This is a genomic window from Polyangium sorediatum, assembly GCF_029946465.1.
In the GTDB taxonomy this organism is placed as follows: domain Bacteria; phylum Myxococcota_A; class Polyangia; order Polyangiales; family Polyangiaceae; genus Polyangium; species Polyangium fumosum.
In genome coordinates, this window is the sequence record NZ_JARZHI010000024.1 from 85,326 (window position 1) to 99,278 (window position 13,953).

11 protein-coding genes are annotated in these 13,953 nt (G+C 68.9%); 7 read left to right on the forward strand and 4 right to left on the reverse strand.

Features of this window, described 5'->3' with window-relative positions:
- Nucleotides 1–75 precede the first annotated feature (75 nt).
- The 4 genes from QHF89_RS25550 (at nucleotide 76) to QHF89_RS25565 (ending at nucleotide 4,960) form a co-directional block, all read left to right on the forward strand.
- Nucleotides 76–2,880 carry a hypothetical protein gene (locus QHF89_RS25550; protein ID WP_136969155.1) on the forward strand — a complete coding sequence of 935 codons (2,805 nt, stop codon included), beginning with the start codon at nucleotides 76–78 and terminating at the stop codon, nucleotides 2,878–2,880.
- 34 nt (nucleotides 2,881–2,914) lie between these two features.
- A complete protein-coding gene (locus QHF89_RS25555; protein ID WP_136969156.1) occupies nucleotides 2,915–3,913 on the forward strand; it encodes a hypothetical protein in 999 nt (332 codons plus the stop codon).
- A gap of 133 nt (nucleotides 3,914–4,046) precedes the next feature.
- A complete protein-coding gene (locus QHF89_RS25560; RefSeq protein WP_136969157.1) occupies nucleotides 4,047–4,481 on the forward strand; it encodes a DUF7793 family protein in 435 nt (144 codons plus the stop codon).
- A 38-nt stretch (nucleotides 4,482–4,519) separates the two neighbouring features.
- The gene (locus QHF89_RS25565) at nucleotides 4,520–4,960 is read left to right on the forward strand and encodes a SpoIIAA family protein (RefSeq protein ID WP_284720927.1); all 441 of its coding nucleotides are present in this window, start codon (nucleotides 4,520–4,522) and stop codon (nucleotides 4,958–4,960) included.
- Nucleotides 4,961–4,972: 12 nt separating this feature from the next.
- On the opposite strand, the gene QHF89_RS25570 is transcribed toward QHF89_RS25565, so the two are convergent.
- Entirely contained in the window at nucleotides 4,973–5,596 is a 624-nt protein-coding gene (locus QHF89_RS25570) for a hypothetical protein (RefSeq protein WP_136969159.1), read from the reverse strand.
- A gap of 74 nt (nucleotides 5,597–5,670) precedes the next feature.
- On the opposite strand from QHF89_RS25570, the gene QHF89_RS25575 reads away from it, so the two are divergent.
- Nucleotides 5,671–6,060 (forward strand): hypothetical protein, encoded by a 390-nt coding sequence (locus QHF89_RS25575; RefSeq protein WP_136969160.1) that lies wholly within the window; start codon nucleotides 5,671–5,673, stop codon nucleotides 6,058–6,060.
- A 94-nt stretch (nucleotides 6,061–6,154) separates the two neighbouring features.
- Nucleotides 6,155–6,739 (forward strand): TetR/AcrR family transcriptional regulator, encoded by a 585-nt coding sequence (locus tag QHF89_RS25580; protein WP_136969161.1) that lies wholly within the window; start codon nucleotides 6,155–6,157, stop codon nucleotides 6,737–6,739.
- 14 nt (nucleotides 6,740–6,753) lie between these two features.
- On the opposite strand, the gene QHF89_RS25585 is transcribed toward QHF89_RS25580, so the two are convergent.
- On the reverse strand, nucleotides 6,754–7,581 hold the full coding sequence (locus QHF89_RS25585) for a hypothetical protein (RefSeq protein ID WP_284720928.1): 828 nt from the start codon (nucleotides 7,579–7,581) through the stop codon (nucleotides 6,754–6,756).
- Between the two features lie 726 nt (nucleotides 7,582–8,307).
- Nucleotides 8,308–8,802 carry a hypothetical protein gene (locus tag QHF89_RS25590; protein ID WP_284720929.1) on the reverse strand — a complete coding sequence of 165 codons (495 nt, stop codon included), beginning with the start codon at nucleotides 8,800–8,802 and terminating at the stop codon, nucleotides 8,308–8,310.
- Nucleotides 8,803–9,307: 505 nt separating this feature from the next.
- On the opposite strand from QHF89_RS25590, the gene QHF89_RS25595 reads away from it, so the two are divergent.
- Nucleotides 9,308–10,051 (forward strand): hypothetical protein, encoded by a 744-nt coding sequence (locus QHF89_RS25595; protein WP_136969163.1) that lies wholly within the window; start codon nucleotides 9,308–9,310, stop codon nucleotides 10,049–10,051.
- A gap of 9 nt (nucleotides 10,052–10,060) precedes the next feature.
- Here the strand turns inward: QHF89_RS25595 and QHF89_RS25600 are convergent, their stop codons facing one another.
- A complete protein-coding gene (locus tag QHF89_RS25600; RefSeq protein WP_136969164.1) occupies nucleotides 10,061–13,912 on the reverse strand; it encodes a serine/threonine-protein kinase in 3,852 nt (1,283 codons plus the stop codon).
- Nucleotides 13,913–13,953: the final 41 nt, after the last annotated feature.

The following is a 13,953-nucleotide window of genomic DNA, read 5'->3' on the forward strand; positions in this document are numbered from 1 at the left end:
GCGGCTCTTCTCGGCTGGCACGATCCGTGTTTCCCTGGGGCCCAGCATAAGCCTTCAAAGGAAGAGCGAGGGGTCATGGAACGGACGAGCCGAAAGATACCCGTCACCGAGCGGCAATTCTTGTGGGTTCAGGACGACGACAAAGGCGAGGTCACCTTGCACGTCGGGCCCACAATGGTCTCGCCGACCGCGGCCGATCGGGTCGTCATCGACGACGGAATGGGCGGTTTCCGCGAGGACACCACGGGCAAACCCCAGAGCATGGTGGAGCTCGGGGACAACCAGTACGCGGTCCTCTTCAACCCGCTCCTGGAGAGCGACAGCGGCCCGAACGGCCGCTTCAAGAATGGCCGCAACGAGTCGCGCCCGCTCCGCAATGGCACGCGCTCGATGATCCCGGGCCCGTGCTCTTTTTACCTGCGCCCCGGCCAGCGCGCCGACGTGCGCGACGCGCACGAGCTCGCCTCGAATCAATACCTCGTCGTCAAGGTGTACGGCGAGGTCGACAACAACGCGCCTTACTACGAGGTGACAGCGCGATCGGCGGCGATCACGCGGGCCACGGCGGAGAACCTCGACGAGCAGCCGACGACCACCGTGGACGCGCTTTCCCCCGTGCCGCTCAAGCGCGGGCAGCTCATCGTGATTCGAGGCCTCGATACGCAGTTTTACATCCCGCCGACGGGCGTGGACATCGTGCCGGATACGTCGATCGACGACAGCGGCGCGGCCATCAGCGCGGCGATCGCGCGACAGGTCCTCGCGCAGAGCGGCGAGGAGACGGCCGCGCTGGAGGAATACGCGGCCGACGACGAGGCGACCGGGCTCCGGGGCCAGGCGCGCAGCAAGGTGCCGAACCAGTTCATCGATCAATCGGCGCGCATGCGCGGACGCAAGGCCGCGCCCTCCCCGCCCCCGCCGCAGGCCGCGCCCGCGCCCGCGGCGGCGATTGCGGCCGAGGCCAAGATCGGCGCCGCGGCGGTGCAGGATCTGCTCGCCTCTTCTGCGGTCCGTCGCGCGCTCGAGGCCGAGGCGCGGCAGGCGCGGCTCATTCGCCGCGCAGTCGTGCTCGGCGAAAAAGAGTATTGCGTGATCGTGGACGCCGACGGCAAGCGCGAGATCAAGGTCGGCCCCGCGCGTGTCTTCCCCGGGCCGTACGACACGTTCATGACCCTCGGCTCGCGCAACCGCGTGTACGACGCTTACGAGCTTTTGCCGCAGCGCGCGCTCTGGCTCCGCGTCATCGCGCCGATCAAGCGGGCGGAGCTCGCCGCGAAATTGCCGCGTGGCTTCGAGCTCGCGAAGGACGAGTATTTCCCCGGCGACGAGCTGCTCCTCACGGGCGTCTCGACGTTTTTCGTCCCCTTCAACGAAATTGAGTGCCTCTCGCCCGAGACCGGCCAGGCCGTCGTGGGCAACGACCAGAGCCGCGTCTTCATCGAGGCGATCGGCATCGACCAGAAGAGCGGCATTTACGTGCGTGACCTCGCGACCGGCGAGGTGCGCCTCGTGCGCGGCAAACAATCGTACCTCGTGGATCCGCGCAAGGAGGTGCAGGTCACGCGCACCGTGCCGGCGGACGACTGGAACTTGTGGATCGCCTCGAACGAGCCGCACAAGGAGACGCAGCGGGCCATCACCACGCCGTGGGCGCTCTCGATCCTCGTGCCGAACAACACGGCCGTGCTCGTGACGAGCGCGAATTCGCGCCGCGTCGTGGAGGGGCCTTGCGTGACGCTGCTCGGCTACGAGGAGTCGCTCACCTCGCTCTCGCTCTCGACGGGGACGCCGAAGAGCGACGACGAGCCGCTCCGCACGTGTTTTTTGCGCACCGTGGGCAACCGCATCTCCGACAAGATCACCGTGGAGACGGCCGATTTCGTCAGGATCTCGGTGCGCGTCTCGTATTCGGTCGAGTTCCTCGCGGACCACAAAGACAAATGGTTCAACCACGAGAACTACATCCAGTTCATCGTGGATCGCCTCCGCTCCATCGTGCGCGGCAAATGCCGCGCGATGTCGCTCTCCGCGCTCTGGCCCGAGCTTCCGGCGGTGTTTCGCGACACGCTGCTCGGCGAGCGCAAGGACGGCGCGCGGCCTGGGCGGCTCTTCACGGAGAACGGCACGTTGCTCTCGGAGGTCGAGGTGCTCGGCGCGGAGATCGAGGACCGCGAGGTCGCCGCGCTCATGCAGAAGGTGCAGACCGAGAGCGTGACGCTCGCGATCGGCGATCGAAAAGCGCAGGAGGCCCTCGCGTCGGCGAAGCTCCGCGCCGAGGTCGAGCGGCAAACGCAAGAGCTCCTCGCCGAGGCGCGCGTGCGCGCGGCGAAGCTCGAAGAGCTCTCGCGCAAGCTCGCGCATGAGGCGGCGCTCGCGAAGGCGCGCGAGGACGAGGCCGTGCACAAGGAGCGGCAATCGCTCGCGGACACGCGCGAGGCCGAGGCGCAAAAAGCTCGGCTCACGCGGGAGAACGAGGAGAAGGCGTCGATGCTCGACGGCTTCCGCAAGGACGCGGAGGCGCGCGTCGAGGCGCAGCGGATCACGCACGAGGCCGAGCTTGCCTACGTGACGCGCCTGCGTGAGCTCGAAATCAAGCTCATCGAGGTGCAATCGAGCGCGACCGTGGCCGAGCGCCAGGCCGTGCAGAAGCAGCTCGTCGAGGCCATGGTCGCGCTCGGCGACAAGCTGCTCCTCACCGAGGTCGCGGGGAACATGAACCTCGTGAGCCTCTTCAAGGGCAAAGACGTCGGGACGATCCTCTCCGAGGTGCTCGGCGGGACGAAGGTGATGCCCACGCTCCGCTCGATCATCGACACCGCTGCGACCCCGGCGAAGGGCGAGCTCGGGGCCGGCGCGGAGGCAGGCACGCGGCCCGCATAGTGTCAGGGGCGCCGATCGTGTAACGTCGGGCCTCATGTTGCTGAAGACCGGCCCGCGCAGCCGCGCGCGGGCGTGGATCCTCTCGGGGGCGCTCCTCTTCGCGCCCCCCGCCTTCGCAGGGGATCCCCCGAAAGATCCGGCCCCGAACGACCCGGCGCCGAAAGAAGAACCCCCCAAGGACGAACAACCCTACGTCCACAAAGGGTTTGTCTACCGGAGCACGACCGCGGTCCGTTACAACCCGCTCGGGCTCTCGAGTTTCTTCCGCGTCGGCTACCAGCGCCCGCTGCTCGGCCCGCAGGACAACATCCTCCTCCAGCGCACGTTCGTCGGCATCAACGCCGTCACGACGATCACGCCGGCGTTCATCCGCGGAGGGCTGCGCCTCGACGTGCAGCCGCTCGCCTTTTTGCAATTCTTGTTCGCCTACGAGGGAATGGCCCTCTTCGGGACGTACGACACGCTGCAATCGTTCAAGCGCGTCTCCGAGGATTTCGGCGACGTGAAGCAGGTCGAGCGCGGAAAGCAGGGGCTCGCTTATCGGACGACCGGGGGCATCTTCACGGCCGACGTGATCCTGCAGGCCAAGGCCGGGCCGATCCTGCTCGTGTCGGACACGCAGTTCATCCATACCGATTTCACGATCACGCCTGGCGACCGATTTTATTTCGATCTCCCGTTCAGCATGCTCGCCATGGACGACGGCTGGATGGTCTCGAACGAGACGGACCTCCTCTTCGTGACCTCGTTTGGCCTCATGGCGGGCGCGCGGCACGGGGTGTATCACACCTTCTTCCCGGCCGAGCTGATCGCCGGCGAGGAGGCGCGGGCCGAGCAGATCACGCCGATCGAGTTCGCGGGCCCGCTCGTCGGCTGGCAATTCCCCGAGCACAACGGGCCGAAACGTTTCAATGCGCCCGGCATCTTCCTGAACGTGAGCTGGTGGATCCGCAATCCCTATCGAACGGGGCAGGAGGTCGCCGCGACGGTGCCCTACATCGTGGGTGGATTCACGTTCAAGGGGACGCTCTGAACATGTGCGCCATCGTGGTAGCTCAAACGGCTGCGTCAACATTCAGGCGAATCTCGCGCTAGGACACGCCCGCAAACCCTGGCATCATGGGTGCAGGTTCCCCAAAGCCTCGGCGCCGGAAGCTCGTCTGCCCATGACAAACGAATCGACGGAACGCCTCACCATCGGCCCGCACGTCGTGACCTTCGTGCCGCCGGACCTGCTCGTCCTGGAATTCGGGGTTCCCCTCGAAGTGGACACCTTCAGCCGCGTCCTCGACTACATGTACGGGATGGGGGCCGAGCGAGGCCCGTGCAAGGTGCTGATGGACATTTCCCGCATCCGGAGCGTCCCCCGCGACATCCGCGAAGCCGTCCGCGCCCGCAAGGACGCCTCCAAGAACACGGCCGTGGCCTTCGTCGGCGCGCCGTTCAGCGTGCGCGTCGCCCTCGAGATGATCATCGCCGCCATCCGGATCCTGAAGCCCGAACGGCCGCGTTATCCCAGCGCATTCTTCGCGCACAAAGAGGAAGCGCTCGCCTGGCTGCAATCGCAGCCGAGCGCCGCCGCCTCGAACCACGCCGCTTGATGAATCGAGGCCCGGCGCGATACAAGCATCTTTCCATCATGTCGCCCGACTCCCCGCCCACGGTCCTCCGCTTTGGTGACCATTGCGTCAGATTCGTGGCGCCCGACCTGGTCATCGCGGAGTTCAAGACCTTCACCAACACCGAGGACGTCGTCGCCCTCACCGACGTGCTCCGCGCAGCAAAAAAGCGGGAGGGGCAACTCTTCACCCTGGTGGACCTGTCGGGCGTGACGACGGTGCCCCAGCGCGTACGAATGACGGGAGCCCGCATCGTGCCGGACTACGACGCCCTCGCGTTCGTGGGCGCCGGCTTCGGCCTGCGCGTGATCACCGAAATGGTCATGCGCGCGACGAAGGCGCTCTCGCCGAAGTTATCGTTCCCTTATGCATTCTTCGATGACCACGCGGCCGCGCTCGCCTGGCTCCAGACGCATCGGCGCGCCCGCGAGGCCACGACCGAGGCGACCGACCTGCGCTGAACGAGCGGCCTTTCAGGGCGCCGGCGCGCTCACGCGCTCCTCGATCGCCTTCAGCACGAAGAGCGAGCGCCGCAGCACGTCGAGCCCCACCTCGTAAGGCATTGGCTGCGGCTCTGCCATCGCCGCCTCGTAGCTCGATTCGAGCTCGGCCGTCCGGTCCGTGAGGTCGTTCGACGCGCCGCCGTACGGGCCGTGCGCGAGCGCGAGCAGCGTCTCCACGCCGACGGAGAGGCCGTGCACGAAGGCCTCGCGCCGCGGCGGCGAGCCCGGCAGGCCCGGGCCCCGCATCCCCACGGCCGCCTGTTGCATTTCCTCCGCCGCGAGGCGCGTCCCCATCGGCTCGCCTTCGGGCACTTCTTCGAGCGTGAACGCGAAGAGCCGCAGCAAACGATCCATGTCCGCGTCGCCCGGCGGCATCCCGCCGAGCTCGGTGCGACGCAGGGCGATGCTGAAGTCCGCGAGGGGCCGGGCGAAGCGCGCGAGGGCGACGTAGATGTCGGGCGGCGGGGACGCCCGCAGCGCGGCCTGCTGGATCTGGCGCACGAGAGGCAGATACGTGGGCGGCGCGTTTTCCCGCACGACGAGCACGCACCCGCCGAGCAGGAGCAGGCCTCCGCAAAGCGCCCCACGCACCATGGCTCCTCCCGCCGTCCGGGGCTGCAAACCGCGCGCCGGTGACGCCGCGCCGCCGTTCTGTTAAGCCGGAACGCATGACGCACACGCAGACGTCGCTCGCCCTCGCCGCGCTCGCCCTCGCGCTCGTGCCCCTGGCCCTCGGCTGCGAGGAGAGCACGCCTTCGCCCTCTCCGGCCGCTTCGGCCGAGCCGCTCACGGCGCCGAAGCCCATGGACGTCGTGCCTGCGAGCCCGCCCAAGGTCGACCTTGGCCCGCTGCCCGTGCCCGCCATGTCCGCCGCCGACCTGCCCCCCGATCCCGCGTCCTCGGCGGCCCCGAAACCCACCGGGACGACCCCGGCCGCAACCCAGGCCCCGGCCGCGACGGCCCCGACCGGCACGGCCAAAGGCGGCGCGGCCCCGGCCGATCTGCGCGCTCCGACCCGCACCAGCCCCGGCCCGATGGCCCCGCGCCCCACCGAGTGACCCGGACGCACGGCCCCGAGCGAGGCCATGACGATGGGGGGATCCCTCGCGCGTGAACCTGTGGCAAACTCGTTCACCGTTCGAGGGAAGGTTCATGAACGACACCGCGCGCCGCGAGCAGATCCTGCAGGCCGCCGATCGATTGCTTCGGCATTACGGGCCTCAAAAGACCACGGTGGCGGACGTGGCGCGGGAGGCCGGCGTGGGCGTGGGTACGGTGTACCTCGAATTCACGTCGAAGGAGGCGATCGTCGAGGAGCTGTCGCGGTCGCGGTACGAGGTCGTGCTCGACGCGATGCGCGCGGCGGCGGCGGCGGACGGGCGCTCGTTCGGCGAGCGGCTCGTGGGCGCGCTCGACGCGCGGCTGCGAGCGTATTTCACGCAGGCAGACGGCGGCGCGCACGCGTGTGACCTCTTCCATTGCGGCAGCCCCGCCGTGAAGAGCGCGTCCGAGCGGTTTTACCAGGAAGAGTGTGCCCTGCTCGCCGACCTGCTCCGTCGAGGGACGGAGGCCGGCGAGCTCGACGTGGTCGATCCGGATCTCACGGCGCGGGTGATCCTCCGGGCCTACAAGAGCTTCACGCCGCCGTGGATCTTCATGGAAGAGCGCGACGAGGTGGGTCGGCTCTCCGCGGCCATGCATGCGATCGTGCTTGGGGGCGTGGTCGCGCGGAAGTAGCAGATCGCCTGCCTTCAGCGCTCCCCGAGCCGCTGGAGATGGGGGCGCCCTCCGGCTTCCTCCACGACGACCCAGGGGTCCTTCGGATCGTAGGCCGTGACGCCCCAGATTGGGAACGGCGGGGCTTGGTCGATCGAGGAGAGGCCGTCGCGCAGGAGGGCACGGCCGGCGGCGGAGAGGGTGTAGCGCGCCGTCTGCCAGCCGTTCGGCGCTGTCCAAGGTTTGGCGTGCAGCGCGCCATGCTCCGCCCATTGGGCGAGGCGATTGAAGATCGTGATGTCTCCTGTCACGGAGACCCAGCGCCAGAGCTCCTGGCCCGTTTCGTTCTCGCGCCCGAGGATGCGCGCGGGTGACGAAGGCGTCCGGTTTACGCAGCCGAGCAAAAGCGTATCAAAGGTCGAGAGGCTGAGGCCGCGTGCGGTTCGCTTGGGAAAGAGTCCGGCCTGGTAGACGCCCAGGTCGAGCAGCACTTTGTTCTCCCGCGTCTCGCGGAAGGGCTTTCCAGACAGGATCGGCGAAGACGCGGTGAGCTTTTTCCACAGACGCGCCTTCTCTTGAACCTCGCGGAGCGACAGAAGGCGCGCTGTCCCCCAGGCGTTGCGTGCCATTGCGGGCTCCAGGGTCACGTATGTGATGCCAAAGCTGAGACGCGCATGCCTCTCCTCGTATTCTCCCACGACGATGAGCGAAAGATCAGGCTGCATGGGCCTGCACTGGAGTCGATAGAAGCAAAGCGCCCATAGTGCGACTCGGTCGTTCCAGGTGAGTGAGGTCCAGAGGACGACGGGCTCGTCCGCGCCGAGAGCTTTGAGGGTTCGGCGGTACGACGCCAGAAACCTCACGCGCTCTCTCCCTTGGAACTCCCAGATATCTGCCCAGAAATCCGCGCGCATGCGCCTCTGGGCATCGAGATCCCGAACGCAGGGACCCACGAGCCAGCCATCGGAAACCAAGCTCACGGGGAGACGCATCCCGCGGCGAACGACGAGACCTACTTGGTTGGATGTAGCGATGTGGAGGGTCATGGCACGCTCAAAAGCCGCACTGGACACATTGAGAGGACGGAGGGTCGCCAGATCTACATCGGTCGTGACATTCGGCGCATACGGTGGGTCCGGCTCCTGACCGACACCAATACGGGGCGTACTGCTGACACTTGACGTACTTTCTGATGCACACTCGATTGGAGCCCTCCTGCTCGCACTTTTCCTGGCAATCTCTGTAGTTCGCATGCGCCGTATCCTGACAAGCCCTCCGCTGCGCCGCGTCCTCGATCTTGCCACACTCGATCGAAGCCGCATCATACCCCGCCTGACACTCGTCATCACACGGCCCACCCGAAACGATATTGCACACCGGCCCATCCGGCTCCGGCGGAGCGCTCAGCGGCTCGAACGGCACACTCCCATACCCACCCACGCCCACGCCGGTCGGCACGATCACCCCGCCCCCCACCCCCGACGTCTCGTACAACTCCTCCCGAGGAAAACATTCCCCGTCCGTGTAGTTGCAGGCCATGAAACACAAAGTTGCGACAACCGCAATCCCCAGGATTCCTCTCGTTCCATTCACATGGACCTCCATCGAAACACGGGCCCAGCCACCAGCATCGCCACAAAGCCCCCCGGGAGCACGAGGCTCCGTCCGCCCACCCAATCCACGTTCGCGCGGACCGACACCCCGACCGGACCGGCGACGTACACGTTCACCTGCGCATGCCCCCCCGGCGAAAGCCCCACGACACGCCCGCATAACGTCGCGCCACAAGCAGGCATCGCGTAGACAGAGAACGAAGGTCCCATCCGGACATCGCCATCCTTCCACGCATACCCGAAGGCCGCGGACATCTGGTTGTACACCCCCACCCCGAGCTTGCCGGTCCCCGGCAAGATGCTGCACAGCTCATCCACGCCAAACGAGAACCCACTCTCCCGGCGCCACGAGAGCGCCGCGTGAGGGCTCACGGCAAAGCGCGGCAGCGTCCCGACGAGCATCCCTCCCAGGCTCACGCCGCCGGCGACCTCATACGCCTCTGCCGGCGTCGCGACGCTCAGAAGAAGCACGGCGCCCCCGACACGGCCCGCGAGGTGCCTCTCCCCCCGCACCCGCCCCGCCCCCTCCCTCGTACCCCTGCGTACCATCCTACGGATGTACGCAGGGTACCTGTTGACGCAAACCTCCGTCAACCGCTCTGCCCACGGCCGCGACACCACGCAGGACCAACACGAAGCGCTCCCCCGCCGCCGTACGCGCCGATCCACGTCACCCGCAAGCGCACCGCTCCCCCGTGCACGCAGCCCCCGGTCTTCTCCAACCCCGCTCCCCCACCCCTTGCAAGTGACCCGCATCAGCAACAACGGGCGGCGGCGACCCCTTGCAACCGACCCATGGCAGCCACGAGACCTGGCGCCCACGTGTCGCAGCAGATCCTGATCGACCCCAACACCGACCGTCCTGTGCCGCGAGGCGGTCCGGATCCTTCGCAACCCCCGGCACGTGCCCCTCCCCCGTGAGCCGTGTCACGTGCGTATTGACATTGCTCCCCATCGCATGCGACCGTCCTTACCCATGCGCAACCTGCACCTGGGTGATCTCGATATCGCTCTGAAGAACCTCGCGACCGAACGCAAAGCGGACCTCGACCTGTCCGCGGCGGGCAAGCTGTATGGCCCCATGCTCGCGAGGAGGCACGAATCCATCCAGAACCTCCCCGAGGTGCTCCGGAAGCGTCCCCTCGTCGCCGAGCTGGAGGCGACCGATGACCGTCACGACGGGTACGGCGGGGCCATCTTCGCGTATGTGGAGGCCATTCTCCTTTTGCCCATCGCCTCGGACGCGACACGCGCGGCAGCCCTGCGGATCCGGGAGGCCTTCGTGCCGAACAGGACCGGCCTCACGGATTCTTATGCGGAGGAAGCCGCGACGGCCATGAAGAACCGGCCCAAGCTCGCCGAGCTGGAAGCCGATCTGAAGATGTTTCCAGCGCCGGACGGCAAGACGCTCCACGATTGGGTGAGCGGCTTCCTCGATGCAGGGGACGATCTCTCGACGTTGTTGAACGAGCGATCTCTCGCCGGCGTGAGCGCCCCCGAGAACGGGACCAAGCTCCGGAGCGAGACGATCAAGCTCCTCTATCAGTTCCGCGCCACGCTCCGCACCGAAATGGAAGAAAACACGGCCCTGCCCCGGGACCTCGAAAGAAGAGTGTTCAGCTATTTCGACGAGCTGAACACTCGAAGGAAACGGAGCGGGAAGAGCAAAACGGAAGAGCCGGCCGAGGGCTCTGCGCCGACGGGGAATCCGGGCGGCTGAGTTTTTTCTTCAAGCACAATACGACCGACCGACCGCAGGTTCGAGCTCGGCGCGCCTGCGCCGCAGCCGCTCGCTCATCACATTCGGAATCTGCGACGCCGCGGCGATCGCCTTGTCGAGCTGGCGCATGGCGCACTCGCGATGGCCATGGCGCGCGGCGTGGAGGGCCCGGACCTCCAGGACCTCGATGTGCTCCTGCCCCACGCTCGCGCGCGCCGAGCGGGCTTCGAGCGCCTCCCACGCCGAATCCATGTCGGAGAAGCTGCCCTCGGCGTCTCCCGTCGCGAGCTCGATCATCGCGCAGAGCACGTCCTCCGAGGGCGACATCTCGCCCGCGCCCCCGCGCAAGGCAGAGGCAATGGCGCGCGCCGTGCGCGCATCGCCGCGGACGAGGGCGATCCGCGCGTCGAGCAACGCGAGCAGGGCCGGGCGCACGCAGCCCGCGAGCCGCGCCGCGGCGGAGCTGGCCGCGCGGACCATGGGCTCGGCAGCGTCGACGTCGTCCATCCAGTACAGGTGCTCGGCGAGGTTGTAATGGCCCGCGAGCTCCAGCGTGGGCTGGCCGAGCTCACGGCCAAGGTCGCTCGTGCGCTCGAAATCCTGGGTCATGCCCTCGCGATCGCCGCGGAAGGCCCGCACCATCGCGCGGGTGTTCCACGCGGCGCCGAGGTGCAAGAGATCGCCGCGCTCCTCGCAGCGGCGAATGACCTCGTCGAGCATGGCAGCGGCCTCGTCGACCCGGCCGAGCAAAGGCAAGTTGTAGCCGAGCAGGAGCCGCGCAATGACATACGTCTCGTAGGCCTCGTCGCCGAGGCGGCTCGCGAGCTCGGCCGCGCGCGAAAGCTCGGCCGCCGCTTCCTCCCCGCGCTCGGCCCGCAGCGCCGATCGCCCGACGCCGAGCAAGAGGCGCGCTTCGAGGAGCGCCGAGCGCTCGCACGGGCCGACGTCGGCCTCGCGCGCGGCGAGCACGCGGCGCTCGGCCTCGCGATATTCGCCCATCCAATCGAGCACCATGGCCTCGTCGAGGAGGAGATCCACGACGAGCGACGCCTCGCCGCGCCGCGAAGCGCCGTCCCGCGCCCGCGCGAGCGCGTCGAGCGCGTCGTGATACCGGCCGAGGCGCATCCGCGAGAGGCCACGGCCGCGCTGCGCGGGCGTCGGCAGCTCACCCCAGAGCGCCTCGGCCTTGCCATAACATCGCTCGGCGTCGAGGTAATCTTTGCGGGCCGCCGATTGCTCGGCCGAGGCCAGGTAAAATGAGGCCGCCCGCGCCGCCGCGCCGCCGCGCTCGAAATGTTCCGCGAGGACCAAGGCATCGGCCTCGCCCTTCTCCTCCAACCATTCAGCCGCGAGGTGATGCCCGAGCGCGCGATCCTCGTCCGTGAGCATCGCATACGCGCCCTCGCGCCAGAGCGCCTGGCGGAACGCATATTGAGGTTCGCCCGGAATGCGGCTCTCGCGCTGGCGCGTGACGATCTCGTGCGTGACGAGGACCGCGAGATCCCGCGCGACGGCCTCGTCGTCGTCGCCCGCGAGGCGCGTGACCGCGCCGCGCCAGAAGACCGCGCCGAGGATGCTCGCGGCGCGCAAGGTGCGGCGGGCGCTCGGCTCCAACCGTTCGAGGCGCGATTGCACCATGGCCACGACCGTCCCGGGCGGGGTGCCCCCGCGGCCCTCGGCCTCGGCGCGGATGAGCTCCTCCAGGAAAAACGGGTGCCCCTCGGACGACGCGACGAGGCGCTCTTCGAGCCCATGGGCCCGCTCGCCGAGCGCGTGCCGGACGAGGCGGACACACGCGCGCGGAGAGAGATGCCGGAGGCGGACGTCCTGCCGGCCGCGGCTCGACCAGAGGCCCGGGACGTGCTCGTCGATCTCGGGGCGCGCCGAGGCGACGAGGAAGATCGGCTCGAACGCGAGGCCCTCGAGCGCGGCGTCGAGCGCGAGCAACGAGGCGCGATCGCCCCAGTGCACGTCTTCGAGCAGGAGCACGAGCGGTTTGTCCGCGCACTCGGCGCGCAGGAAGTCGCGCAGGGCGCGCTGCATCTGCTCGCCGCACAGCTCGGGGTCCTGGCGCGCGGCGCGGAGCGGCAAGTCCTCGTCGTCGGGGAAAGGCACGCCCGCGAGCTCGCCGAGGAAGTGCGCGACGCGGCGGCGATCCCGCTCGGGGACGCGGCGCGCGACGCGCGTGAAGAGCAGCTCACGGCGGCGCGCGAGGGACTCGCCGCCGCGGATGCCCGAGGCGCCGCGCAGGACCTCGGCGAGCAGGCCAAAGCTCGAAGCGACGCGCAAAGGATCTCCACGGCCGAACCAGATCTCGGCGGGCTCGACCGCGGCCCGCTGGCGCTCGACGAACTCGTGGAGCAGGCGCGATTTGCCGATGCCAGCAGGGCCCGAGACGACGACGACACGCGCGGCCGGCTCGTTCTTGCAGGCGCCGAAGGTGAGGTCGAAGAGGCCAAGCTCGTGCTCACGGCCGACACAAGGCGTGGCCTTGCCGAGCAGCGGCCGGGAGACCTCGAAGCTCGCGTGCTCGCCGAGGAGCGCGAAGCCGCCGCCTTCGAGGGTCTCGACGTCGAAGCGCGCGTCGAGCAGGCCCGCCGTGGTCTCGTCGAGGGCGATCCGCGCCTCTCCGCTCCGCTCGTGGAGGAGCCGCGCCGCGCGGTCGATGGCCTCGCCGACGGGCACGCCGCGCGAGCGCTCGCCGAAGCCCGACGCGACGGCCATGGCCGCGCCGGGCGCGCGCTCCGAGAGCGCGAGCGCGCAGCGGGCGACGTGCGCCGCGACGTCCGTGGGCACGCGTGTCTTGTCGATCACGACCGCCGCCGTGCCATCCGCGAAGACCTCGAGGTGACCGCCGAAGCGCTCGGCGATCGAGCCGAGGTCACCCGTGGGCGAGGCGCAAGCGAGCGTGGTCGTCGGGACGAACGTATCGAGCGAGGCCTCCCTGCGGCCGCGGAGCACGACGCCGAGGAACCTCCGTTCGCCCTCGCCGAGCGTCGATCGGGGCGCGGAGGAGCGCGGGGCCTCCGAGATCGGGGGCTCGAGGTCCTTCTCGGCGGCGAGCGCGAGCGCGACGGCCGCGCCGTCCTGGGGCCTCCCGAGCGGCTCCTTGGCGAGCATGCGCGCGATGAGGCCGTCGAGCCACGAGGGCACGGCGGGCGCGCGCTCGCTGAGGCGAGGCGCGTCCTCGAAGATGATCTTCGCGAGGACGGCGATCGTGTGATCGGCGCGGAAGGGCGGCGCGCCGGTGATGCACTCGAAGAGCAGGCAGCCGAGCGAGAAGACGTCGGCGCTCGCCTTGACGATGCTGCCGCTGCGGACCTGCTCGGGCGCCATGTAGCTCGGCGTGCCGATGACGGTGCCGGTCTGCGTGATGCGCGAGGCGTCGCCGCAATGTGCGATGCCGAAGTCGAGGATGCGCGGCTCGTCGACGGACCCGTTCACGAGGAAGACGTTCTGGGGCTTGAGGTCGCGATGCACGATGCCGGCGTCGTGCGCGACGGCGAGGGCCTCGGCGAGGCGCTCGCCGAGCGTGACGGCTTCGCGGAGGGTGAGCGGCCCGCGGTCGAGCCTGCGCCCGAGGTCCTCGCCTTCGAGCCATTCCATCACGAGCAGCGGGCCCGACGCCGCGGACGTGTCGTACGCGACGTAGCGGACGATGCCCGGGTGGGAGAGGCGCTCCAGGATCTGCGCCTCGCGGCGGAAGCGCTCGAGGCTCTCGGCCGAGACGGCGACGAGGATCTTCGCGGCGACGACGTGACCGGTCACGAGGTCGATGGCGCGAAAGATTTCGCCCATCCCCCCTGCATTGACGCGCGCCTCGACGCGGAAGCGCCCCCCAAGCACCTCTCCCGGCCGCACGAGGGGTAGCGTAACCCTAGGATTTCCGGCGTCCAGGGACC